Raw genomic sequence first — 22,451 nt, forward strand, 5'->3', positions numbered from 1 at the left:
GCGTCCGAGTGGCCTTGTGAGACTGGGCACTCGGGCGCGACGGCGCCCAAATACAGCGTGCGGGGCGGTGGTTCTGTTACCGCTGTCACAGGTGGGGCGTCTGGGCGCTGAGCTGCGTGGCACCGGGCTCGGCGGACCCGGTAGCGTGAGCCGACGATTCCGAACGTCCTTCAATCGTAGGAGTCCCGGTGACGCAGAGTGGACAGGGCGATGAGCCCTCGGCGCGACCCGCGCACGAAGGCATCGTGCTGCCCTCCGACGGAGGGGAGCCCCTGCTGCCGGGCATGACGGGAGCACCCGCGGTGCCGCCCGGCGGTCAGGCGTGGGGCGGCACCTGGGGCCCCGGCCAGGACCAGCAGCCGCAGCAGCAGCCCCAGCAGGGCCAGGGCTGGCCCCCGGCCGCCGCCCAGCAGTGGCAGACCCCGGAGCAGCCGGCCGGCCCCGGCCCGATGCCGCCCGAGGGCCCCGCGTACCCCGAGGCCCCGAGCTACGACGCGCAGGGCTACGGCGGCGCCCAGCCCTACCCGCAGCAGCAGCAGCACCAGGGCTACGGCAACGACGGCTATCCGCAGCAGGCCGCGCCGCTGCCGCCGATGGACGAGGCGGCCACGCAGTTCATGCCGCCGGTGGGCCCCGGCCCCGGCCACGGGCCCGAGGGCGCGACCCAGTACCTTCCGCCGGTCCCCTCGGGCGGCGCCGACCAGGCCGCTACCCAGTACATCCCGCCGGTCCCGTCGGGCGGTGCCGATCAGGCCGCCACCCAGTACATACCCCCGGTGGCGTCGGGCGCGCTGCCGCCCGAGGCCACCGGCGACCACGGCCGCCAGGGCTACCCGCAGCGGCCCATGGACGAGGCGGCCACCCAGTACATCCCGCCGTACCAGGCCGGTGCCGACGGCGCCGACCGGCAGCCGCCCGCCGAGTTCGACAACCTCTTCCGGGGCGCCCCGTACGGTGGGGACGCCGCGCAGGGCTCGACCCAGCAGATGCCGCGCGTCCCGGCGGGCGACCCGCGTACGGCGCCGGTCGTCTCGGGACAGCCCGCCTACCGGCCGCCGATGGACCACGACGACGACGGACGGCGCGGCGGCCGCACCGGTTCGCGCGTGCCGATGATCGCGGCCATCGGCGTCGGCATCGTCGTCCTCGGCATCGGCGCGGGCGCCCTGCTCAGCGGCGGCGGTGACGACAGCGACGACAGCAAGCCGATCGCCTCCTCCACCCCGGCCAGCGAGCAGCCCTCGCCGTCCGCGTCGGCCGCCGACGACCCGGCCCAGCCGCAGGCGGCGGAGCTGGACAAGCTGCTCGCCGACAGCGGCAGCAGCCGCAGCACCGTGATCCAGTCGGTGGAGCGCATCAAGGAGTGCCAGAACCTGGACCAGGCCGCCGCCGACCTGCGCGGCGCCGCCAAGCAGCGCACCGACCTGGTCGCCCGGCTCGGCAAGCTGTCCGTGGACAAGCTGCCGAACAACGGCGAGCTGAACGCCGCGCTGACCGCCGCCTGGCAGGCGTCGGCCGCCGCCGACAACCACTACGCGGTCTGGGCCCGGCAGGCCAAGAGCAAGAAGGTCTGCGTCAAGGGCCACGCCCGCTCGACCAACCACACCTCGGCGGGCAACGCGCAGAGCGGCACCGCCAGCGCCCAGAAGGCGAAGGCGGCGCAGCTCTGGAACGCCATCGCCGGAAAGTACGGGCTCACCACCCGCCAGCCGACCCAGCTCTGAGGTCCGGGCGCGGACGGGGGTCAGTCCACGTCCGCGCTCTCCAGCGTCCTGGTCATGTCGCCGTCCGCGGCGGCCCCCGTGCCGCCCGGCCGGACGGCGGTCAGCTTGCCCTCCCGGACCACCTGGAGGGTGACGTCGGCGTTGACCAGGCGCGGGAAGCCGACCGAGGCGAGCCGGGTCTCGTCCGGCCAGCGCAGGGTCGGGGTCAGTCCGCCGGTGGACACCTTCAGACCGCCGTCGAGGGTGTGGCGCACCGTGTCCGGGGTCACGTCGCCGTCGCCGATCCGCTCCAGCACGGCCCGCAGCACGGTGTAGGCGATCCAGGTGGTCTGCACCCCGGCGTCGGCCGGGTCGATGCTGTTGTCGCCGAACGCCTCCTCGTTGATCACCTGCTTCATCGGGTTCCACCGCGGATCGGACGCCACCGGGTACCAGCCGGTGATGTACGCCCCCTCGTACGGGCCCGACGCCCCGCCGGTCGCGTTGATCTCCGTCTGGTCGACGCTGCCCAGCACGGTCGCCGTGCGCACCGGGGCGTGCTCGGCGCGGGCGCGGCGGAAGGAGTCCATGAAGGTGTCGGTGCGGTCCCCGAGGGCGGGCACCACGCATCCCTTGCGCGCCGGGTCCGCGGTCGCGCTCCGCAGCGCCCGTTCGGCCTCCCTGCCGTACGCGGTGGCGTCGTCGGCGGCGAGCTGGTCGGTGGCCGCCGGATGGCCGCCCGCCTTCAGGCCCGAGTCGAGCAGCGCGGGCAGCTCGTCCCCGGCGATGCTGTCCGGCCGCACCAGCGCGACCGGGCCGCACCCGGCCGCCAGCGCCTGCCCGAGCCCCGCCAGCAGCGCGGGCTGGCCGCCGTTGACCGGGTAGGAGTACGGGCCGGTGAACTCGTCGCTGGTGACGCCGTAGCCGCCGATGTAGGGGATGCCGGTGCTCTCCAGCGGGGCGAGGAAGGAGTCGCCGAACTGGCTGTAGGAGCCGACGACCGCGACGACGCCCTCCGCCGCCGCGCGCCGGGCGCACTTGGCGGCGCCCACGCTGTCGTTGTGATCGTCGCAGGTCAGCACGGTGAGCGTGCGGCCGCCGATACCGCCGTGCTTGTTGATCCACTTCGCGTAGGCGCGGGCCATCGCGGGCATGCCGGGCTTGTTGGTGGCGCCCGTGTTCTGCGGCGCCCAGGTCATCACCCGGACCGTGCCGTCCGTGGCGCCGCCGCCCGTGCCGGGCACGGCCCCGCACCCGGCGGTCAGCACGGCACAGACGGCCAGCGCGCCCGCGTACCGGGCGGCCCGCGGCCGGGGGGAGGAAGGGGAGCTGTCGGGGGTGCGTCGCCTGCCGGTCATGGGCCGCCACGATTCCCGCACATCGCCAACCGGGGAGTGACAGCCGGTCGACCATGGGTGACACGAGGGTGAACACCGGGGGCGGATGTGGCTCATGTCGCGCGGAACGTACGATCGATGACCGTGCAAGGTTCGGAGAACTCTTCCCGTCGCGGCCGTCGCTCCTCCACCATGGGCGGCATGCCGCATAACGACATGCCGTGGTGGCGCTGGCGCAGCAACGTGCGCTCCGCGCTGCACATGCTTTCCGACCCGGCCTTCCAGCGCGACGTCTGGCTCGCGGGCGTGGAGGGGTACGGGGACGTCACCGACGCGGTGTACCGGCTGGTGGAGGACACCTGGCTGGACAACTGGTCCGCGGAGAAATACGTCGGCACCATCTTCCGGGACTCCCAGGAGGCGGCGCTCGTGGACACCGCCGTGCTGCGGGTGCTGCGGATCGTCCACCAGGTCGGCCCGGACGCCCCGGTCGCCGTCTACCTCCAGCACCCCCAGTGGCCGGAGGCGGTACGGGCCGCGCAGGACGCCCATCTGCGGCTGGCCGCCAGCGACGGCGACGACCCGGCGGCGGTCCCGCGCAGCCTGGAGGCGCTGCGCGTCCTGACGACGGCGGTCTGAGGTCCGTCCGGTCCGAGGTCCGCCCGCCGTCCGGCTGACGGACACGGGCCCCGGGCGGGCGGCCCGGCGTGAGATCGTGTAATGCATGAACGAGCAGCCCAGCCGAGCCGCCGCCGCTGTCGACACCCCGGCGGACCAGTACGTCCTCACCCTTTCCTGCCCGGACAAGAAGGGCATCGTGCACGCCGTGTCGAGCTACCTCTTCATGACCGGCTGCAACATCGAGGACAGTCAGCAGTTCGGCGACCACGACACGGGCCTGTTCTTCATGCGCGTCCACTTCTCGGCGGACGCCCCCGTCACGCTGGACAAGCTGCGGGCGAGCTTCGCCGCGATCGGTGACTCCTTCCACATGGACTGGCAGATCAGCCGGGGCGACCAGAAGATGCGGATCGTGCTGATGGTCAGCAAGTTCGGGCACTGCCTGAACGACCTGCTGTTCCGGGCCAGCATCGGGGCGCTGCCGGTGGAGATCGCCGCTGTGGTGTCCAACCACACGGACTTCGAAGAGCTGGTGGGGTCGTACAACATCCCCTTCCACCACATCCCGGTGACCAGGGACACCAAGGCCCAGGCCGAGGCGCGGGTGCTGGAGCTGGTGCGCGAGGAGCAGGTCGAGCTGGTCGTGCTCGCGCGGTACATGCAGGTGCTCTCGGACGACCTGTGCAAGGCGCTGAGCGGGCGGATCATCAACATCCACCACTCGTTCCTGCCGAGCTTCAAGGGCGCCAAGCCCTATCACCAGGCGCATGACCGGGGGGTCAAGCTGATCGGGGCCACGGCGCATTATGTGACCGCGGATCTTGATGAGGGGCCGATCATCGAGCAGGAGGTCGAGCGGGTGGGGCATGACCTTCGGCCGGATCAGCTGGTCGCCATCGGGCGGGACGTGGAGTGTCAGGCGTTGGCGCGGGCCGTGAAGTGGCATGCGGAGCGGAGGATTCTGCTCAATGGGCGCCGGACCGTGGTGTTCGCCTAGCCGAGTTGGCGGGTGCGGGTTCGTCGTGGCTTGTCGCGCAGTTCCCCGCGCCCCTGGGTTTCTTACATCCGACTCAGTGACGCTGTTGCCGTCAGTACGTCTCTGATCGCCTCCCTGTCGCCCCGCTGGCCCGCCGTCGTTTCCTCCGGGGTCAGGTGGCCTGCTGCCAGGCGGCAGAACTCGACGCCGTCCAGGGCGACATGGGCCACCTCGCGCTCGGGGACGGGGTCTGCCGGGGAGTCCAGGGGGATCAGCCACTGGCCGCCCGCGGCGCCCTCGATCTCCAGGCGCAGGCTGCGGCCGGGGGTGCCCGCCGGGGTTGCGCCGCGGTGTGCGGCGACCGCCAGCGGCAGCATCCGGGCCGCCAGCTCGATCATGCGGCTCAAGTGCCGTGGGGCGGGCGGGTCGTACGGGTAGTGCACCGCCTTGGCGATGTCGTCCGCGTGCACCCAGCACTCGAAGGCGCGGTCCACCATCGCGTCCCGCAGCGGCAGCGTGAAGTCGCCGTAGCCCACCGGGAAGCCGCCCGCGCCGCCGGTGAAGGACACCGTCCGCAGCAGCTGGTGGCTCTGGTCCCGCCAGCGTCCGCGCACCGCGCGGGTCTGCGGGAAGTGCGAGGCCCGCCAGAACGCCTCGGTCCGCCCGGCGGGCCCGGCCGCGCCTCGTACGTCCGGTCCGGCCTTGGCGACGGCGTCCGTCAGCGGGTCCTCCAGGCCGAGCGCGGTCGCCACCATGCCGTCGACCGACAGCAGGTGCGCGATCACTCCGGCCACCGTCGTCCGGCGGGTCGCGGGCACCCCCGCCTCGAACCAGCGCAGCCGCACCGGGGTGTGCCACTCCGCGTCCCCGAAGTCCCGCAGCAGCGCGTCGAGCCGGGCGGTCTCCGCGTCGTACGAGGCGGCCCACTCGGGGACCGGGATGCGCGGCGGGCGGCGGCGCAGGCAGTTCTCCAGGACCCGGTTGCGCAGGGTGGGGTCCACCTCCAGGCTCTCCGGGCGGTGCAGCAGCTCGACCGCCTCGCGCAGCCGCCGCGCCTCGTCCGCGCAGGCCCCGCACTCGCCGAGGTGCTCCTCCACCGCCTCGGTCTCCGCCGTCGAGCAGGCGGCCAGCGCCCAGGCGCCGAGCAGGGAGCGCAGCACCTCGTGCGGGAGTCCGGGCCGCTCGGGTCCGGCGGGGGAGCGGGGCAGGGGCACGCGGGCGGCCGTGTCGTCCAGCCGCCCGTCCGGCGCCCCGGAGTGGTCCGGGCCGTTCATCGGGCACCCCCGAGTTCCGGTGGCGCCCCGGCGTCGTGGGCGGTCGAGAGCAGTTGCAGGCCGAGGCGGAGCCGACGGCGGGCCTCGTCCTCGGTGACGCCGAGGTCGGCGGCGGCCTGGCGGTAGTCGCGGCGCTGGAAGTAGGCCAGTTCCAGCGCGGCCCGCAGCGGGTGCGGCATCGAGTGGACGATGTAGTCGGCGCGGGCGGCGACGGCGGCGTGCCGGACCCGGCCCTCCAGGGCCGCCAGCTCCTCCGGGGAGTCACCGCCGAGCGCGGCCTTCTCGGACGCGCGCAGCCGCTCGACGGCCAGCCGCTGGGTCGTCGTGGCGATCCAGGTGCGCAGCGGGCCCTGCCGGTGGTCGTAGGTGTCGGGGTGCTCCCAGACATGGGCGAAGACCTCGCGGGTCACGGCGTCGGCGGCCGACTCGTCGCCCAGTACGCGGTGCGCGAGGGCCTGCACCAGGGAGGCGAACCGGTCGTACAGCTCGCCCAGGGCGGCCGCCTCACCGCGCGCGAGCCGCTGCTGCATCGTGCGGTCCCAGCGGGGCGGTGCGTCCTTGGCCGCCATGCGGTTCCTCCCCTCGCCGTGTCCAGGGTGTCCCCGGCCACCCCTCGAATGTAGTCGGCACGCCTGACCGTGCACGCCCCTTTGTGTCAATGCGCGCCCCCGACGACACCGCAGGTGGTACAGGGTCCTTCACACCACCTTCACTTATCTCGAGCCCATCTCCGATCGAAGTACGATCGAACACGATCGACAGTGACCGAAACAAGCCCTATGTCGATCTCCCGCGGTTTGCGGTTCCGCGTTTCAGGGAAACGCCCGCTGGGCAGCCGCGCGGAAAGAACCGAAGGAACTGCTTCCATTTCCGGGTGGTTCCGCAAGATCCGCCGAGCGGAGAGGTGTGGCCGTGGCTTTCGAAGTGACCGGCACCGAACGGGGCGAGTGGGCGGTGCTCCTGGTGGCCGGCGAACTGGACCTGGTGACCTCGCCCGTGCTGCGGCAGCGGGTGCACGACGTGGTCGCCGAGGGGAACCACAGCCTGGTCCTCGATCTCTCCGAGGTCTTCTTCTGCGACTCCAGCGGCGTCGGCGTGCTCATCGCCGCCCGCCGCCTGATCCGCTCCTGCCAGGGCAGGCTGCGGCTGATCCTGCCCGACCGGGGCGCGGAGGACGGCTCGCACGTGAACCGGGTCCTCGGTGCGCTCGGGGTGCGCCGCCTCTTCGACGTGCGCCCGGACGTGGAGTCCGCCACCGCCGACGAGGCGGGATCGCTGTCGGCCTGAGCACCGTCATCCCCGAGGTGAGCGTCCTCGGTGCCACGATCCATGGCCTTGGATGTCGCGGATCGTGGCGGAAACAGGTCACGCAGCGTGGAGATGATTCCCGTACTCCGACGGTGACTCGTCACGGCCCGGAGTCGGACGACCCCTCGGGTACCTTGGGTGGGATGCGAGTGACCGCGACCGCGAGTGCCACCGGTGAGGCCCCGCGTCCCGCATGTTCGACTCCCCGGCAAGTGCGTCGCACAGTATGCCGCACGAGTACTCCTTCGCGCGGGAATATGCCCGAAGCGCTTGTTGGCGTGACTGTACGTCAACCATGCTGTCTCGTAAGGGAATCACGTTCCGTGACGCTTGCTCTGGCCGTTGTTCTGGCCATGCAGAAAATGGCTACGATCGTGGCCCTCGTCGTGCGGTTCGTCGCGGTTCGCGCCGCGGCGGCGGGTCGTCGTGCGGTCATGTGTCCGCCGGTTCGGATGGTGTGAGCGGTGCAGGTGCTTCAAGTGCAGCTGGAGATCCGGCCCGACCCCGAAGAAGTGGGGCGGGCGAGGAAGTGGGCCCGGTCACGGCTCGCCGGGCTGGGGATAGCGGCCGACGAGCCGCTGGCCGAGACGTTGATCCTGCTCGTCTCCGAGCTGGTGACCAACGCGGTGGTGCACACCGGCCGCCCGGCGCTGCTGCGGCTGTCGCTGCCCGGCGGCGCCCCGCCCCCGGTGCCCGCCGGTGCGGAGCCGGTGGCCTCGGTGACCGTGCGGCTGGAGGTGGCCGACGCCAGCTCCCGCGCGCCCGTGCCGCGCTGTGCCGGGCGCGATGCCACCGGCGGCCGGGGTCTCGCCCTCGTCGACTGTCTCGCCGACCGCTGGGGCTGGAGTCCCGAGGGGGCGGGCAAGAGCATCTGGTGCGAGCTGGACCGCTGTTCGCAGCCCCGTGAGGGCGCGGCCCCGGCGTACGAGGTCCAGCCCGCCGCCTACGAGGATCTCCTCTTCGAAGCCTTCTAGCCGTCCTTGGGGAGGCGTGCGCCGGGTGTGCTTCCGTGCGCGCCCGGCGTGAAGAGGGCATAGGGCATGAATCGCCGTACCGGTGTTGACGGTTGGTGCGCGCGTTGCGGAGGCTGGGGGACGGCGATTCCGCCGCGAGGGGACGGCGAGGGCATGCGGGGGTAGGTCCTTGTCGAGTGTGGGTCGCACCGGTCGGCGGTGGCGGGGGACACGAGGGGGGTGCGCCGTCGGCCGGTCCGCCACCCGCGCTCCACAGGGTGTGGACGCCCGCGCCCGATCTCACCCGACGGCGGCGCCCGCGCGGAAGGTGCGCCGGTAGGCCGTCGGCGTCACACCCAGCGCCTGCTGGAGATGCTGGCGCATCGACTGCGCCGTGCCGAACCCCGCGTCCCGCGCGACCTGGTCGACCGAGAGATCCGTCGCCTCCAGCAACTGCCGTGCCAGCTGGACCCGTTGCGCCGCGAGCCACTGGCCCGGACTCACCCCGACCTCCTCGCGGAAACGCCGGGTGAAGGTCCGTACCGACATCGCCTCCCGCTCGGCCAGGTCCCGCAGCTGGAGCGGTTCGTGCAGCCGGGCGAGCGCCCAGGCGCGGGCCGCGGTGGTGGTCGCCAACTGCGGGTCGGGCACCGGCCGGTGGATGTACTGCGCCTGACCGCCGTCGCGGTGCGGGGGTACGACCATGCGCCGGGCCACGTCGTTGGCGACCGCCGTGCCGTGGTCGCGGCGCACCATGTGCAGGCACAGGTCGATCCCGGCCGCGACCCCCGCCGAGGTCAGCACGTCCCCGTCGTCGATGAACAGCACGTCGGCGTCCACCCGGACCCGCGGGAACAGCTCCTGGAAGCGGTCGGCGTCGGCCCAGTGGGTGGTCGCCGGGCGGCCGTCGAGCAGACCCGCGGCGGCGAGGACGTACACGCCGACGCAGATCGAGGCGAAGCGGGTGCCGGGGCGGACGCGGGCCAGGGCGGCGGCCAGCTCGGGGGTGAGCCGTCCCTCCTCGAAGACCGGGCCGAGTTCGTAGGACGCCGGGACGATCACCGTGTCCGCCGTGGCCAGCGCCTCCGGGCCGTGCGGTACGTCCACCGCGAAGTCGGCACTGGTCTCGACCGGGCCCGGCGGCCGGACCGAGCAGGTCACCACCTCGTACAGCGGGCGGCCCTGGGCGTCGACAGGGCGGCCGAAGATGCGGTGGGGGATGCCGAGTTCGAAGGGTATGAGGCCGTCCAGGGCGAGGACGGCGACGCGGTGCGGGCGGAACTCGCCGTCCACCGGCGGGATCTCAGCGGTCATGGCCCGATCCTAGCGAACACTGTCTTCCGGGCCACTCGTTGCGCGCGGCCGGTGCCGGGACGCTGGAGCACGTGACTCAGACCCGTCCCGCTCCCGCCCCCGTCCAGGACGCACCGCGCCGTCGCGTGCACCGCGCCTGGTTCGTCGCCGCCGTCACCTTCGTCACGATCATCGGCGCGGCCGCCTTCCGGTCGCTGCCCGGCCTGCTGATCGAGCCGCTGCACGGGGAGTTCGGCTGGTCGCGCGGCACCATCAGCGCGGCCGTCTCCGTCAACCTCGCGCTCTACGGGCTCACCGCGCCGTTCGCCGCCGCGCTGATGGACCGCTTCGGCATCCGCCGGGTCGTCGCGGTCGCGCTGACCGTGATCGCGCTCGGCGCCGGGCTGACCGTGTGGATGACGGCGCCCTGGCAACTGATGCTCTGCTGGGGCCTGTTGGTCGGTATCGGCTCGGGCTCGATGGCCCTGGCGTTCGCCGCGACCGTCACCGGGCGCTGGTTCACCGACCGGCGCGGGCTGGTCAGCGGCATCCTGACCGCCGCGTCCGCCTCCGGCCAGCTGATCTTCCTGCCGCTGCTGGCCTGGATCGTGGAGCACCACCGCTGGCGCCCGGCCGCCGTCACGGTCGCGCTGGCCGCGCTCGCCGTCGTCCCGTTCGTCTGGCTGTTCCTGCGCGACCACCCGGCCGACGTGGGCCTGAAGCCGTACGGGGCGAAGGAGTTCGTGCCCAAGCCGCCCCCGGTGACCGGGGCCGCGCGGCGCGCGCTCACCGTGCTGGCCTCCGCCGTGCGCACGGGCCAGTTCTGGCTGCTCGCGGGCAGCTTCGCCATCTGCGGGGCGTCCACCAACGGGCTGATCCAGACCCACTTCGTGCCCGCCGCCCACGACCACGGGATGCCCGCACCGGCGGCGGCCTCGCTGCTCGCGGTGATCGGGGTGTTCGACGTGCTCGGCACCATCGCCTCCGGCTGGTTCACCGACCGCTTCGACTCCCGGCGGCTGCTGGCCGTCTACTACGCGCTGCGCGGCGTCTCGCTGCTCTTCCTGCCGATGCTGCTGGGCCCGGCCGTGCAGGTGCCGATGGTGTTCTTCATCGTCTTCTACGGCCTGGACTGGGTGGCCACCGTCCCGCCCACCCTGGCGCTGTGCCGGGAGCGGTTCGGGGACGACAGCGCCATCGTCTTCGGCTGGGTGCTGGCCGCGCACCAGATCGGCGCGGCCCTCGTCGCCTGGCTCGGCGGCTTCGCCCGCGACGTCTTCGGCAGCTACGACATGGTCTGGTACGCGTCCGGCTCGCTGTGCGCGGCGGCGGCGCTGATGTCGCTGGTGATCCGGCGCCGCCCGGCGGTGGTGGCCGTCGCCTAACGCAGGCGCCGGGCCACCGACTTGGCGATCTTCTCCGCGTCGATCGCCAGCTCGCGGAACATGCCGCTGATGGGGTTGGTGAAGCCGGTGAAGTACAGGCCGGGGGCGCCCTCGGGGGTGCGGGCGCCGTGGACCGTGGGCCGTCCCCGCTCGTCCAGCACGCCCAGGTGGCCCACCAGGGAGTCCAGCCCCCGGCTGTACCCGGTCGCCGCGATCACCGCGTCCGGTGCGATCCGGGTGCCGTCGGCCAGGGCCACCTTGCCGTCCTCGAACCCCTCGACGGCGGCCACGACCTCCACCTCGCCGGTGCGCAGGGCGTCGATCAGGCCGACGTCCTGCACGGGGATCGCGCCCTGCCGGACCCTGCTGTACAGCCCGGCCTCCGGTCGCGGCAGCCCGTGCTCGGCGAGGTCCGGGGTGCTGACGCGGGCCAGGGGCCGGGCGAGCCGGTCCACCAGCCGCACCGGCAGCCGCCGCACCACGATCCCGGTGTACTGGGCCGCCCAGCCTGCCGTGGAGCGGCGCACGATGTGCGGCGCCGTCCGCACCGCCAGCCGCACCCGCGAGGCCCCGCCCGTCACCAGGTCCACGGCGATCTCCGCACCGGTGTTGCCGACCCCGACCACCAGCACGTCCCGGCCCGCGTACGGCCCCGGGTTCCGGTAGGCGGAGGCGTGCAGCAGCTCGCCCTCGTACCCCTCCGTGCCGGACCACTCCGGCAGCCGCGGGGTGTGGTTGTGCCCGGTGGCGACCACCACGGCGGCGCCGGTCAGCTCGCGCCCGCCGGAGGCGTGCAGCAGCCAGCCCGCGCCGTCCCCGGCCTTCTCGACCCGGAACACCTCGACACCGGTGACGATCTCCAGCTCATGGTGCTCGGCGTACTTCTCCAGGTACCGGACCACGTCGTCCCGCGCCACCCACCGCCCGAACCGGCGCGGTATCGCCAGCCCCGGCAGCGCCGACAGCCGCCGCGTGGTGTGCAGCCGCAGCCGGTCGTAGTGCCGCCGCCAGGACGCCCCCACCCGGTCGCTCTTCTCCAGCACCACCGCCCGCACCCCGCGCGCCCGCAGCGCGTACGCGACCGCCAGCCCGCCCGGCCCCGCCCCGATGACGTAGACGGGACGGTCGGCGGGGGTCGCGGAGAGGTCCGTGAACGAGGGACGCGAGTCGGCCATAGCGCGAGCGTATGCACCCACCCGATTGATGGGTCTCGGTCAAGACCGGAATCGGTTGCGGATTGATCACGGCTCGGCGCACGGCCCGGACAGACCGCCCAGGAGCGCCAATTCCGCGCCCCCGCAAGGCTTTACGGCCACAGCAGCCGCCGCTCCCAGCCGAACTCCGTGCGCCGGTACTCCAGGCGGACGTGGCGGCGGTCGGGGTCGCCCTGGAAGAACTCCACCGAGCGGGGGTGGAGGCGGTACAGGGTCCAGGTGGGGGCCGGGGTCGAGGGGGTCTCGCGGGCCTGGGACCAGGCGGCCTCGGAGGCTTGGCGCAGTTCGTCCAGCGAGCCCAGGTCGTCGCTCTGGCGGCCGGTGAGGGCGGCGGCGAGGGCGCCGGTGGAGCGGGCCTGGAGGTCGGCCCGGGCCGCCTCGGCGGAGGCGGCCGTCACCGGGCCGCGCACCCGGACCTGGCGGCCCAGCAGTGGCCAGTAGAAGGCCAGGGCGGCGTACGGGTGGGCGGCCAGGTCGCGGCCCTTGCGGCTGGTGGCGTGGGTGCCGAAGGTCCAGGCGTCGGCGTCGGCGCCGTGCAGCAGCAGGACGCGTACGTCCGGGCGGCCCTCCTCGTCCACCGTCGCCAGCGACATGGCGTGCGGCTCCGGCTGGGCCGCCCGCGCCGCCTCGGCCAGCCAGGCGGTGAACAGGGGCAGCGGGGTCGGGGGAGCGGTGTCCGGGTCGAAGGGCCGCAGCTCGGTGGTGTCCGGGGACCAGACCTTCAGGGAGCGCAGCAGTCCGTCGAGTTCGCCGGGTGTTTCGGATGCCTCGTGTGCCATGGGCCGAGTATCCGTCCCCGGACACGGCGACAGGCGGTGGTCCACGCCGAGGTGGACCACCGCCTGCCAGACAGGACTTGGGGCCGGTGCGGGTGCCGGTCGCTACTTGGTGGGCTTCTTGCCGGTCACTCCCAGGTACATCAGCAGCGCCAGGTTCGGCTTGATCTCGGCCTGCTTCACGCCCCAGGCGGTGAAGCCCTTCTGGTGGGCCGCGACCGAGGCCAGCATGGTGACGAGGGACCCGGCGATCGCCGCCGGATTCACGTCCTTGTCCACCCGTCCCTTGGACTGCAGCTCGGCGATCGCCTCGGTGAGGGAACCGTTCACCGCGTTGAGGATCTTCATCCGCAGCTTGTTGAACCGCTTGTCGCCCTCGGCCGCCGCCAGGTCGACCACGCGGAGGATCGCGTCGTGGCGCCGGTAGAAGTCCAGGAAGCCGTCCACCAGGTCCTGCGCGGTCTGCCACCCCGCCTTCCCGGTCCAGCTGCGCCCCGCGAGCAGCTCGGTCAGGTCGGCGCTCTCGGCGGCCATCGAGTCGGCGATCTCCAGGACGGCACCCTCGACGTCCGGGAAGTACTGGTAGAAGGTCGCGGGCGAGGTGCCCGCCTTCCGCGCGACATCGATGACCTTGACATCTCGGTACGGGGAGGAGCTGAGCATCTCGCTGAGGCAGTCGAGCAGCTTCTGCCGGGTCGCCTGCCCACGCCTACCGGCCACCCGGCCGTCGACGGTACGCACTTGTCCTGTCATGCCGTCAGCTTACCGACGGGGGGCAGGAGCGCGATTCGGCCGACTGCAAATGGGGTGCGGACCCGGTGGAGGCAAGCTTTCGCTGGTCCTGCGGGGTGCGCGGGTCCCGGTTACTTTGACGATATGGCCGAAAACAGTGCACCGATCGAGGGGGGCTACGCGGAGGGCACCCCCTGCTGGGCGGACGCCCAGCTCCCCGACGTCGAGGCGGGCAAGCGGTTCTACGGCGAGCTGTTCGGGTGGACCTTCGACGGCGAGGACGCCCCCGGCGGCTCCGTCTGGGCCCGGCTGGACGGCGAACCGGTCGCCTCGCTCGCGCCCAAGACCGACGGCCGGATGCCCACGGTCTGGACGGTGTACTTCGCCACCCCCGACGCCCGCGCCCTGACGCGGAAGATCACCGACGCCGGGGGCCGCCTGATCTCGGGCCCCTTCGCGGTGGCCGACCTCGGCGCCGCCGCCCTGGTCACCGACCCCGAGGGCGCGGTGTTCGGGCTCTGGCAGTCCGACGGCCACCCCGGCTTCGGGCGCCGCCGCGAACCCGGCGCGTTCGTCTGGACCGAGCTGTACACCCCCGAACCCCGTGCCGCGAACACCTTCTACGGCGACCTCTTCCACGAGGCCCTCTTCGGCTCCGGCGCCGAGCCCGACTTCGGCCGCGCGCTCATCACCGACGTCTTCCCGGCCGAGATGCCCGCGCACTTCCTCGTGCACTTCCGCGTCGACGACCTCGACACCGCCGTCGCCACCGTGCGGCGGCTCGGCGGCCGGGTCCAGGTGCCGCCCTTCGACGCGTCGTACGGACGGGTGGCGGTCGTCACGGACAATCAAGGGGCGTCCTTCGCGCTGCTGACCCGGTGACGGGACGCCGCGGGGGCGGTGAAATGACGGGATAGGGCACGAGACACCCCGATTCGCCACCGGGTTCGCAACCGGCCGCCCGGCCAGGAAGAATCGGGGTGCGTGCCGCCAGGGCGGTGCGGTGGTGAGACGCTGCACTTCGGTCGCGTCCAAAGGCGGAAGACGCGGCTCGTACGGGGAGGTGGCAGGCAAGTGGTGGATCAGCTGACACAGCACGATCCGCGGCGGATCGGGCCGTTCGAGGTGCTGGGCCGGCTGGGGGCCGGCGGCATGGGGCTGGTCTATCTGGCGCGCTCGGCGTCGGGGCGGCGGGTGGCCATCAAGACGGTCCGCACGGAGCTGGCCGAGGACCAGCTCTTCCGGGTCCGCTTCACCCGCGAGGTGGAAGCGGCCCGCGCGGTCTCCGGCTTCTACACGGCCGCCGTGGTCGACGCCGACCCGCGCGCGGCGGTGCCCTGGCTGGCCACCGCGTACGTCCCCGCGCCCTCGCTCGAGGAGATAGTGAACGAGTGCGGGCCGCTCCCGGCCCAGGCGGTGCGCTGGCTCGCGGCGGGCGTGGCCGAGGCCCTGCAGTCCATCCACGGCGCCGGGCTCGTCCACCGCGACATGAAGCCGTCCAACGTGCTGGTGGTCGAGGACGGCCCCCGCGTCATCGACTTCGGCATCGCCTCCGGGGTGTCCAACACCCGGCTGACGATGACCAACGTCGCCGTGGGCACCCCCGCCTACATGTCGCCCGAGCAGGCCAAGGACTCCCGCAGCGTCACCGGCGCCAGCGACGTGTTCTCGCTCGGCTCCACCCTGGTCTTCGCCGCCACCGGCCACCCGCCCTTCCACGGCGCCAACCCGGTCGAGACGGTGTTCATGCTGCTGCGGGAGGGCCCGGACATCACCGGGCTGCCCGACGAGCTGCGCCCGCTGATCGACGCCTGCATGAAGATGGAGGCACCCGGCAGACCCTCCCCGGCCGACCTCCAGGCCCAGCTGGCCCCGCATCTGTTCGGCTCCGGCTCCGACGACTCCGGTACCGCCTCCGCCTGGCTGCCGGAGAAGGCCGTCGCCCTCATCGAGTCCCGCCGGGGCAGCCGTCCGCCCGCCAAGCCCGCCCCGCTGCCGCCGGGCCCGCGCAGCGCGGGCCGCCCGGCGCTGCCCCCGCCGCCGTCCTACGACCCGGTCGTCCCGGCCCCCGCGCCGTCCGGCGGCCCCGACACCGGGCCGGTCCGGCTGGCCGGGCTGAAGGTGCCCATCGGGCCCGGCCCGCGCGTCGCCGACGCCCGCGCGGCCGCCGTGAAGGCGCCGCCGCCGGAGGCCGGACTCGTCGCTAACTGGTCCCGGCCGCGCCCCGGCGTCAACGGCGCCGACCCGGCCGTACCCCCGCTGCCGCCGCAGCTGCCGGAGACGGCGGCGGGCTGGCGGCCCTGGCGGTTCCGGATGTCCAACGACGTGTGGGGCACCCCGTCCGTCGACGGGGACCTCGTCTACGTCACCTCCTTCGAGGTGCACGCCCTGGACGTGGCCACCGGCCGCCGCCGCTTCAAGACGCGGGACGTGGCCTGGTCCATGGCGGTCGCGGACGGCCGTATCCACGCCTCCGACGGGCCCACCCTGTTCGCGCTGGACGCCCGCGAGGGCACCGACCTGTGGCGGCTGTCCACGGACGCCTGGGTGTACTCGCTGCACGCCGACCACGGCACGGTCGTCACCGGCACGCGCGGCGGCGGGGTGCAGGCGTGGGAGGCGGCGGCCGGGCACAAGCTGTGGGAGATCTCCGGCTGCCAGACCGACTTCGAGTCGCCCGAGGCCGGGCCCGCCGTGCACGACGGCACCGTCTACGTCTGGCAGGACGCCCGGCTGCGCGCCCTGGAGGCCCGCACGGGCGACGAGCGCTGGTCGTACCCGATCGGCGACGCGGCCTCCTGCGGCGGGGTGCCGGTCCGGGTCACCCCGGCGCCGGACGGCCATGTGTACGTCAGCGCGGGCAGCCGGGTCCTCGCCATCGAGGTGTCGACCGGCCGGGTGCGCTGGCACTTCGAGGCCCCCGCGGTGTTCCTGTCCCCGCCCGCCTTCGTACCGGGCCCGGCGGTCACCGGCGGCGGGGTCTACCTCGCCGACTACCTCGGCACGGTGTACGCCCTGGACGCCGCCGACGGCCGCGACCGCTGGCGCATCGCCACCGAGGCCCGCTCCTCGGTGGAACCGGTGCTGGTCGCGGCCGGGCATGTGCACGTCGGCAGCGGCAAGGGCCTGTACACGCTGGACGCGGTCACCGGCACGCCCAAGTGGCGCTTCCAGGCGGGCGGCGACGTGGTGGGCGCCCCCTCGGTCGCCGAGGGACGCATCCACTTCGGCTCCACCGACCACCTGCTGTACACCCTCAAGGCCGACGACGGCCGACTGCGCTGGAAGCTCGCCACCGGCGGCGAGATCACCGGCTCACCGGTCGTCAAGGACGGCGTGGTGTACGCGTGCAGCAAGGACCGCTGCGTGTACGCGCTGGACGCGGAGAAGGGCACCGGGACGGCCCGGACCACCTGAGGGGCAGCAGGAGACCATCAGCAGACACGGAAACGGCCGGGTCCCCCGACCCGGCCGTTCCGTGTTCCCCCGCGAGAGCCGCGGCGGCTCCCCTCCACTCCGCCGCGACCCCGCGCCCCCCGTCTGTCCGGCTCCGCTAGCGCGGGTCGCCGACGGTGATGTGGCTCTCCAGCGTGGTGACGTCGTCCAGCTCGCCCTTGGCCTGCTTCTCGCCGGTGATGTGGCTCTCCTGCGGAGCGGCCACCGGGGCGGCCGCCGCCTTGGCGCCCTCGCCGGTGATGTGGCTCTCCTGCGTGGTGACTTCGTCGGACTTCTTGGCGTCGCTCATCGACGGACTCCGTTGCTCTGAGGTGTGCTTGTTGGCCGGGCCGCCCGGCCACTCCCCCGAGGGCTTCCGGACGGACCCGGTCACGGCCGGTCACCGCTTGGGCAGCCGACGGCACTACCGATCCGCCCGCCCCCGTGACGACGAATCGACTGCTTGAAGACTGCACCGGCACGATAAACGAACGATGAACGCCGGGGCCCGCGCTTTTCCGCGGGCCCCGCTCACCCGGTCGCCGCGGGTGACAGCAGTTCCCGCAGGGAGGCCGCCTCCGCCGAGCCCAGCCGGTCGTAGACGCCCAGCGCGTCCGCCCAGCAGGCGCGGGCCCGGTCCGACTCGCCCAGCGCGTCCAGGGACTTGCCCAGCACGGTGAGGACACCCGCCCGGCGCCAGTCGCCGCCCACGTGCAGCAGGACCGACAGCGACTGCTCGGCCAAGGCCGCAGCCGCTGCCGGGCGTTCGCCGAGCCGGAGTTCGGCGAGCCGGAACAGGGTCATGCCCTCCCAGAGCCGCTGCCTGCTGTCCCGGAAGAGGGTCAGCGCCTCGGAGAGCCGCGCCTCCGCCTCCTCCGTGCGCCCCGACTCGGCCAGCGCGAGACCGAGCGCGTAACTCCCGTTCGCCACCCGGACGGTGAGGCCGAAGTGCCGGAAGATGGTGACGCCCTCCCCGGCCAGCTCCACCGCGCTGTCCACCCGGCCCATCGACAGGTGCACCCGCGACAGATTGCACAGCGCGCTCGCCTCGCCCGGCAGGTTGCCGTCGGCGCGGTAGGCGGTCAGGGTGCGCTGGAGGTAGGTCTCGGCCTCGGCGTGCCGACCGCGGTACGCGGCCACGATGCCGCGCTCGCTGGGCGCGTTGCAGTCGATCCACGGGTCCCCGGCCGCCCCGGCCAGCTCCACGGCCCGCTCGGCCTCCGCCTCCGCCTCGTCGAACCGGCCCGCGTTGAGGTGCACCTGGGCCAGCGTGGTCCGGGCCCGGCCCTCCACCAGCGCGTCCCCGGCCTCCGCAGCCGCGTCCCGGACGACGGTGGCCGCCGCCCCGAACTGGTGGGCGTTGGCGCCCGATTCGGCGAGGTCCTTGGCGACGAGCAGCAGATCCACCGCCCGCCGCAGACTGCCCTGCGCCACCGACTGCCGTACGCAGGCCAGCAGGCAGTCGGCCTCCGCGTACAGCCAGTCCAGCGCGTCCTGGTGCCCGGCGAAGGACAGCCCCTCGTGGTCGTGGGGGTGCAGGTGCTCCACGGTCCGGTCGCCGGGGCGCTCGATGGCGTACACCCGCGCGGCCGTGGCCAGGTAGAAGTCCAGCAGCCGGGAGAGCGCGGCGGCCCGCTCACCGGGCTCGCGCTCGTCCCGCTCGGCACACGCACGCGCGTAGAGCCGTACGAGGTCGTGGAAGCGGTAGCGGCCCGGCGCGGCCGACTCCAGCAGCGAGGTGTCGACCAGCGACTCCAGCAGGTCCTCGGTGTCCTCCGGGCCGAGGTCCAGCAGCGCGGCGGCGGCCGCCAGCGACAGGTCGGGGCCGTAGGCGAGGCCCAGCAGCCGGAACGCCCGCGCCTGGGCCGGTTCGAGCTGGCCGTAGCCCAGTTCGAAGGTGGCCTTCACCGCGAGGTCACCGGCCTGCAGCTCGTCCAGGCGGCGCCGCTCGTCCGCCAGCTTGGCCGCGAGGACCGACGTGGTCCAGGTGCGGCGGGCGGCGAGCCGGGAGGCGGCGATCCTGATGGCCAGCGGCAGGAACCCGCACGCGGCCACCACGTCCAGCGCGGCCTTCTTCTCGGCCGCGACCCGCTCCTCGCCCACGATCTTGGTGAACAGTGACAGCGCCTCCTCGGGCGACATCACGTCCAGGTCCACCAGATGCGCTCCGGCCAGCCCCACCATCCGCACCCGCGAGGTCACCAGCGCCGCGCACCCCTCGGTGCCGGGCAGCAGGGGTCTGACCTGCGCCGCGTCCTTGGCGTTGTCCAGCAGCACCAGCACCCGGCGCCCGTCCAGCACCGACCGGTACAGCGCGGCCCGCTCCTCCAGCGACTCCGGCACCGCCGAGTCCGCCGTGCCGAGCGCCCGCAGGAACGAGCCGAGCACGGTCTGCGGCTCCGCCGGGCGGGGGCCCGCCCCCTGGAGGTCGACGTACAGCTGGCCGTCGGGGAAGGCGGCCCTGGCCCGGTGGGCGACGTGCACCGCGAGGGTGGTCTTGCCGACGCCGCCGATCCCGGCCAGCGCGGACACCGCCATCACCCGGCCCTCCGCCTCCGAGGCCGACGCCAGCACGTCGCTCAGCTCGGTCACGAACGCCGACCGACCGGTGAAGTCCGGCACGGAAGCGGGCAGTTGGGCGGGGCGTACGAGGACCACGGCGGGTTCGGCGGCCGGTGCCGAGGGCTCCGCGAGCGCCGGGTCGGCCCGCAGGATGCGCTGCTGGAGGTCGCTGAGCCCCGCACGCGGGTCCACGCCCAGCTCCTCGGCGAGCAGCCGCCGGGTGTCCGCGTACACCGCCAGCGCCTCCGCCTGACGGCCGCTGCGGTACAGCGCCAGCATCAGCAGTTCGCGGAAGCTCTCGCGCAGCGGGTGCTCGGCGGTCAGCGCGGTCAGCTCCGAGACGGCCTCGGCGTGACTGCCCTGCTCCAGGTCCATGTCCAGCCGGGATTCGAGGAGTTGGAGCCGCCATTCCTCCAGCCGGACCCGCTGGGCCTCCGCGTACGGTCCGGGTACGCCCGCCAGGGGCTCGCCGTCCCAGAGCGCCAGCGCCCGGTTCAGCGTCTCCCGCGCCTCACCCAACTCCCCGCCGCCGCGCGCCTTCTCGGCCTGTGCGGCGAGTTCCTGGGCGACGACGAGGTCCAGCGGGGCGAGCGTCCGGATGGCATAGCCGCTGGACTCGCTGACCAGGACGCCGGGTTCGAGCACCTTGCGCAGCCGGGACGCGTAGGTCCGGACGGCCGCGAGCGCCCTGGGGGGCGGTTCGGACCCCCAGAGCGCGTCGATCAGTTCGGCCGCCGTGGCGGTACGGCCCTCGCGCAGCAACAGGGCCGCGAGCAGGGCCCGTTGCTGCGGAGAGCCGGTGGGGACCGGCGCTTCACCGCGCCAGGCCCGCACCGGCCCGAGTACCCCGAACCGCAGCATGGCGGAACCGGAGACCCGCTGCTCAGGCACCCGCGGCCCACCGTCCATGCGTTCGCCCCCAGGGGGTGTCTTAGGCATTCCGACTTCCGTAGCCAGTTTGCCTTCTTCACGGCACTTGCGTCAGCCGTGCGAGACGCCGATCACAAGGCGGCGCGGGGGACTTCACGGAGTTTTCACACGCGCGGGCTCAGCGCTTGGTCGTGCTGTTGAACAGCGAGCGGGACCAGAGGTGGCCGACCAGGGCGATCCCCGCGCACCAGGCGAGCGAGATCCAGCCGTCGTTCCCGATGGCGGAGCCGGTGAGCAGACCGCGCAGGGTCTCGATCATCGGGGTGAACGGCTGGTGCTCGGCGAACCAGCGCAGCCCCGGCGACATCGACCCGGCCGGGACGAACGCGGAGCCCAGGAAGGGCAGGAGCTGGATCAGCAGCGGCTTGTTGCTCGCCGACTCCACGGTCTTGGAGATCAGCCCGAGCGCCACCGACAGCCAGGTCACCGCGAACGCGATGGCCGCGAGGAACCCGGCCGCCGCCAGCCACTCCAGCGGTGTCGCGTCCGGCCGGAACCCGAGCGCGAGTGCCACCGCGAACACCAGGACCAGGCTCACCATCGTCTGGAGGACGCTGCCGATGACATGCCCCGTCATGAACGAGGAGCGGGTGATGTTCATGGTGCGGAAGCGGTTGATGATGCCCTCGGTCATGTCCGAACACACCGCGATCGAGGTCGACATGGCCCCAGCCGCCACCCCCATGATGACGACACCGGGGACCAGGTACTCCAGGTAGGCGTCCCGGCCGCCGCCCATCCCGCCGCCGATCGCGCCCCCGAAGGCGTACACGAACAGCAGCAGCATCAGGATCGGCATCATCGAGCTGCCGAGCGAGACGGCCGGATAGCGGACGGCGTGCTTGACGTTGCGCCGCAGCATCGTCATCGAGTCGTGCACGGCGTAGCTGAGGGTGCTCATCGCTGGGTCTCCTTGGCGTGGCTGTCGGCGGTGACGTGGAGCGGGGTGCCGGTGGTGCCCTGGCCGGTCAGGGCGAGGAACACGTCGTCCAGGTCGGGGGTGTGCACGGAGAACCCGGCCGCCTGGACCCCGGCCGCGTCGAGCCGGTCCAGCAGGGCGCGCAGCGCGTCCAGGCCGCCGTCGCCCGCCACCCGGAGGGCGAGGTTCTCGTCGTCCCGCGCGGCGCCGGGGAAGGCCGCCGCCGCGCGCTCGTACTCCTCGGGGCCGGTGAACCGCAGCCGGACATGGGCGCCGGGGATGCGGGCCTTCAGCTCGTCGGCGGTGCCCTCGGCGACGATCCGGCCGCCGTCGAGCACGGCGATCCGGTCGGCCAACTGGTCGGCCTCCTCCAGGTATTGGGTGGTGAGGAAGACCGTGGTGCCGCCCGCGACCAGCGTGCGCACGGTGTCCCACATGGTGCGGCGGCTGCGCGGGTCGAGCCCGGTCGTCGGCTCGTCCAGGAAGATCACCTGGGGGTCGCCGACCAGGGTCATGGCGAGGTCGAGCCTGCGCCGCATGCCGCCGGAGAAGGTCGCGGCCCGCTTGCCCGCCACGTCCGCGATGTCGAACCGCTCCAGCAACTCCCGCGTACGGGAACGCCCTTCGCGCTTGCCGAGGCGGAGCAGGTCGGCCATGAGGAGGAGGTTCTCCTCGGCGGTGAGCAGGTCGTCCAGCGCGGCGAACTGGCCGGTGACACCGATCGCGCCGCGCACCCCGTCCGGTGCGGCGGCGATGTCGTGGCCCGCGATCCGGGCCTCGCCGCCGTCGGCCGCGATGAGGGTGGAGAGGATCTGGACGGTGGTGGTCTTCCCGGCGCCGTTCGGCCCGAGCAGGGCGAAGACGGTCCCGGCGGGGATGTGCAGGTCGATGCCGTCCAGCACGGTCTTGTCGCCGTACGACTTGCGCAGGCCGGTGACGGAGACGGCGGGCGTCTCGTCGAGTGCTGTTCTAGGCGTGGGCATGACAGATGAAGGCATGGGGCCCTCCTGAGGGCTGAAGTGGGAGGAGAGAG

20 protein-coding genes are annotated in these 22,451 nt (G+C 73.4%); 9 read left to right on the forward strand and 11 right to left on the reverse strand.

The window, feature by feature from the left end:
* Positions 1 to 188 precede the first annotated feature (188 nt).
* Positions 189 to 1,724 (forward strand): hypothetical protein, encoded by a 1,536-nt coding sequence (locus ACI2LY_RS26790; protein ID WP_404709381.1) that lies wholly within the window; start codon positions 189 to 191, stop codon positions 1,722 to 1,724.
* 20 nt (positions 1,725 to 1,744) lie between these two features.
* On the opposite strand, the gene ACI2LY_RS26795 is transcribed toward ACI2LY_RS26790, so the two are convergent.
* Positions 1,745 to 3,061 carry an ABC transporter substrate-binding protein gene (locus ACI2LY_RS26795; protein WP_404709382.1) on the reverse strand — a complete coding sequence of 439 codons (1,317 nt, stop codon included), beginning with the start codon at positions 3,059 to 3,061 and terminating at the stop codon, positions 1,745 to 1,747.
* A 117-nt stretch (positions 3,062 to 3,178) separates the two neighbouring features.
* Between ACI2LY_RS26795 and ACI2LY_RS26800 the strand changes: the two genes are divergently transcribed.
* On the forward strand, positions 3,179 to 3,679 hold the full coding sequence (locus ACI2LY_RS26800) for a hypothetical protein (RefSeq protein ID WP_404709383.1): 501 nt from the start codon (positions 3,179 to 3,181) through the stop codon (positions 3,677 to 3,679).
* An 85-nt stretch (positions 3,680 to 3,764) separates the two neighbouring features.
* Positions 3,765 to 4,658, forward strand: coding sequence for a formyltetrahydrofolate deformylase (gene purU, locus ACI2LY_RS26805; RefSeq protein WP_393914040.1), 894 nt, complete (start codon positions 3,765 to 3,767; stop codon positions 4,656 to 4,658).
* A 62-nt stretch (positions 4,659 to 4,720) separates the two neighbouring features.
* On the opposite strand, the gene ACI2LY_RS26810 is transcribed toward purU, so the two are convergent.
* Both ACI2LY_RS26810 and ACI2LY_RS26815 read right to left on the reverse strand, forming a co-directional pair.
* Entirely contained in the window at positions 4,721 to 5,911 is a 1,191-nt protein-coding gene (locus tag ACI2LY_RS26810) for a maleylpyruvate isomerase N-terminal domain-containing protein (RefSeq protein WP_404709384.1), read from the reverse strand.
* Positions 5,908 to 6,480 (reverse strand): RNA polymerase sigma factor, encoded by a 573-nt coding sequence (locus ACI2LY_RS26815; RefSeq protein ID WP_404709385.1) that lies wholly within the window; start codon positions 6,478 to 6,480, stop codon positions 5,908 to 5,910. Before ACI2LY_RS26815 ends, ACI2LY_RS26810 begins: the two co-directional genes overlap by 4 nt.
* 337 nt (positions 6,481 to 6,817) lie before the next feature.
* Between ACI2LY_RS26815 and ACI2LY_RS26820 the strand changes: the two genes are divergently transcribed.
* The 3 genes from ACI2LY_RS26820 (at position 6,818) to ACI2LY_RS26830 (ending at position 8,193) form a co-directional block, all read left to right on the forward strand.
* The gene (locus ACI2LY_RS26820) at positions 6,818 to 7,198 is read left to right on the forward strand and encodes an STAS domain-containing protein (protein ID WP_389005022.1); all 381 of its coding nucleotides are present in this window, start codon (positions 6,818 to 6,820) and stop codon (positions 7,196 to 7,198) included.
* A gap of 344 nt (positions 7,199 to 7,542) precedes the next feature.
* A complete protein-coding gene (locus ACI2LY_RS26825) occupies positions 7,543 to 7,680 on the forward strand; it encodes a hypothetical protein (RefSeq protein ID WP_389005021.1) in 138 nt (45 codons plus the stop codon).
* An 18-nt stretch (positions 7,681 to 7,698) separates the two neighbouring features.
* Complete coding sequence (locus tag ACI2LY_RS26830; RefSeq protein WP_404709566.1) at positions 7,699 to 8,193, forward strand: ATP-binding protein; 495 nt, start codon at positions 7,699 to 7,701, stop codon at positions 8,191 to 8,193.
* 279 nt (positions 8,194 to 8,472) lie between these two features.
* On the opposite strand, the gene ACI2LY_RS26835 is transcribed toward ACI2LY_RS26830, so the two are convergent.
* On the reverse strand, positions 8,473 to 9,486 hold the full coding sequence (locus ACI2LY_RS26835; protein WP_404709386.1) for a GlxA family transcriptional regulator: 1,014 nt from the start codon (positions 9,484 to 9,486) through the stop codon (positions 8,473 to 8,475).
* Positions 9,487 to 9,557: 71 nt separating this feature from the next.
* Here ACI2LY_RS26835 and ACI2LY_RS26840 point away from each other — a divergent pair, with 71 nt between their 5' ends.
* Entirely contained in the window at positions 9,558 to 10,850 is a 1,293-nt protein-coding gene (locus tag ACI2LY_RS26840) for an MFS transporter (protein WP_404709387.1), read from the forward strand.
* On the opposite strand, the gene ACI2LY_RS26845 is transcribed toward ACI2LY_RS26840, so the two are convergent.
* The 3 genes from ACI2LY_RS26845 to ACI2LY_RS26855 all read right to left on the reverse strand — a co-directional run bounded on the left by ACI2LY_RS26845 (position 10,847) and on the right by ACI2LY_RS26855 (position 13,581).
* On the reverse strand, positions 10,847 to 12,025 hold the full coding sequence (locus ACI2LY_RS26845) for a flavin-containing monooxygenase (RefSeq protein ID WP_404709388.1): 1,179 nt from the start codon (positions 12,023 to 12,025) through the stop codon (positions 10,847 to 10,849). The genes ACI2LY_RS26840 and ACI2LY_RS26845 overlap by 4 nt on opposite strands.
* A 131-nt stretch (positions 12,026 to 12,156) precedes the next feature.
* The gene (locus ACI2LY_RS26850; RefSeq protein WP_404709389.1) at positions 12,157 to 12,843 is read right to left on the reverse strand and encodes a pyridoxal 5'-phosphate synthase; all 687 of its coding nucleotides are present in this window, start codon (positions 12,841 to 12,843) and stop codon (positions 12,157 to 12,159) included.
* Between the two features lie 102 nt (positions 12,844 to 12,945).
* On the reverse strand, positions 12,946 to 13,581 hold the full coding sequence (locus ACI2LY_RS26855) for a TetR family transcriptional regulator (protein WP_404709567.1): 636 nt from the start codon (positions 13,579 to 13,581) through the stop codon (positions 12,946 to 12,948).
* Between the two features lie 135 nt (positions 13,582 to 13,716).
* Here ACI2LY_RS26855 and ACI2LY_RS26860 point away from each other — a divergent pair, with 135 nt between their 5' ends.
* Both ACI2LY_RS26860 and ACI2LY_RS26865 read left to right on the forward strand, forming a co-directional pair.
* Positions 13,717 to 14,454 carry a VOC family protein gene (locus tag ACI2LY_RS26860; RefSeq protein ID WP_404709390.1) on the forward strand — a complete coding sequence of 246 codons (738 nt, stop codon included), beginning with the start codon at positions 13,717 to 13,719 and terminating at the stop codon, positions 14,452 to 14,454.
* 192 nt (positions 14,455 to 14,646) lie between these two features.
* Positions 14,647 to 16,989 (forward strand): PQQ-binding-like beta-propeller repeat protein, encoded by a 2,343-nt coding sequence (locus ACI2LY_RS26865; protein ID WP_404709391.1) that lies wholly within the window; start codon positions 14,647 to 14,649, stop codon positions 16,987 to 16,989.
* Positions 16,990 to 17,125: 136 nt separating this feature from the next.
* Here ACI2LY_RS26865 and ACI2LY_RS26870 read toward each other — a convergent pair whose 3' ends face one another.
* The 4 genes from ACI2LY_RS26870 to ACI2LY_RS26885 all read right to left on the reverse strand — a co-directional run bounded on the left by ACI2LY_RS26870 (position 17,126) and on the right by ACI2LY_RS26885 (position 22,416).
* Complete coding sequence (locus ACI2LY_RS26870) at positions 17,126 to 17,317, reverse strand: hypothetical protein (protein ID WP_389005013.1); 192 nt, start codon at positions 17,315 to 17,317, stop codon at positions 17,126 to 17,128.
* 221 nt (positions 17,318 to 17,538) lie between these two features.
* Complete coding sequence (locus ACI2LY_RS26875; protein ID WP_404709392.1) at positions 17,539 to 20,478, reverse strand: AfsR/SARP family transcriptional regulator; 2,940 nt, start codon at positions 20,476 to 20,478, stop codon at positions 17,539 to 17,541.
* Between the two features lie 139 nt (positions 20,479 to 20,617).
* Complete coding sequence (locus ACI2LY_RS26880) at positions 20,618 to 21,400, reverse strand: ABC transporter permease (RefSeq protein ID WP_404709393.1); 783 nt, start codon at positions 21,398 to 21,400, stop codon at positions 20,618 to 20,620.
* Positions 21,397 to 22,416, reverse strand: coding sequence for an ATP-binding cassette domain-containing protein (locus tag ACI2LY_RS26885; protein ID WP_404709394.1), 1,020 nt, complete (start codon positions 22,414 to 22,416; stop codon positions 21,397 to 21,399). The genes ACI2LY_RS26880 and ACI2LY_RS26885 overlap by 4 nt, the downstream gene beginning before the upstream one ends.
* Positions 22,417 to 22,451 lie beyond the last annotated feature (35 nt).

This window comes from Streptomyces sp. NPDC002176, from assembly GCF_044903645.1.
Lineage (GTDB): Bacteria > Actinomycetota > Actinomycetes > Streptomycetales > Streptomycetaceae > Streptomyces.

Coding starts and splice junctions, on each gene's coding strand:
- ACI2LY_RS26870 (WP_389005013.1), bottom strand. CDS start 17,317: ATGAGCGACGCCAAGAAGTCCGACGAAGTCACCACGCAGGAGAGCCAC.
- purU (WP_393914040.1), top strand. CDS start 3,765: ATGAACGAGCAGCCCAGCCGAGCCGCCGCCGCTGTCGACACCCCGGCG.
- ACI2LY_RS26795 (WP_404709382.1), bottom strand. CDS start 3,061: ATGACCGGCAGGCGACGCACCCCCGACAGCTCCCCTTCCTCCCCCCGG.
- ACI2LY_RS26880 (WP_404709393.1), bottom strand. CDS start 21,400: ATGAGCACCCTCAGCTACGCCGTGCACGACTCGATGACGATGCTGCGG.
- ACI2LY_RS26885 (WP_404709394.1), bottom strand. CDS start 22,416: ATGCCTTCATCTGTCATGCCCACGCCTAGAACAGCACTCGACGAGACG.
- ACI2LY_RS26845 (WP_404709388.1), bottom strand. CDS start 12,025: ATGGCCGACTCGCGTCCCTCGTTCACGGACCTCTCCGCGACCCCCGCC.
- ACI2LY_RS26875 (WP_404709392.1), bottom strand. CDS start 20,478: ATGGACGGTGGGCCGCGGGTGCCTGAGCAGCGGGTCTCCGGTTCCGCC.
- ACI2LY_RS26860 (WP_404709390.1), top strand. CDS start 13,717: ATGGCCGAAAACAGTGCACCGATCGAGGGGGGCTACGCGGAGGGCACC.
- ACI2LY_RS26835 (WP_404709386.1), bottom strand. CDS start 9,486: ATGACCGCTGAGATCCCGCCGGTGGACGGCGAGTTCCGCCCGCACCGC.
- ACI2LY_RS26815 (WP_404709385.1), bottom strand. CDS start 6,480: ATGGCGGCCAAGGACGCACCGCCCCGCTGGGACCGCACGATGCAGCAG.
- ACI2LY_RS26810 (WP_404709384.1), bottom strand. CDS start 5,911: ATGAACGGCCCGGACCACTCCGGGGCGCCGGACGGGCGGCTGGACGAC.
- ACI2LY_RS26800 (WP_404709383.1), top strand. CDS start 3,179: ATGACCGTGCAAGGTTCGGAGAACTCTTCCCGTCGCGGCCGTCGCTCC.
- ACI2LY_RS26850 (WP_404709389.1), bottom strand. CDS start 12,843: ATGGCACACGAGGCATCCGAAACACCCGGCGAACTCGACGGACTGCTG.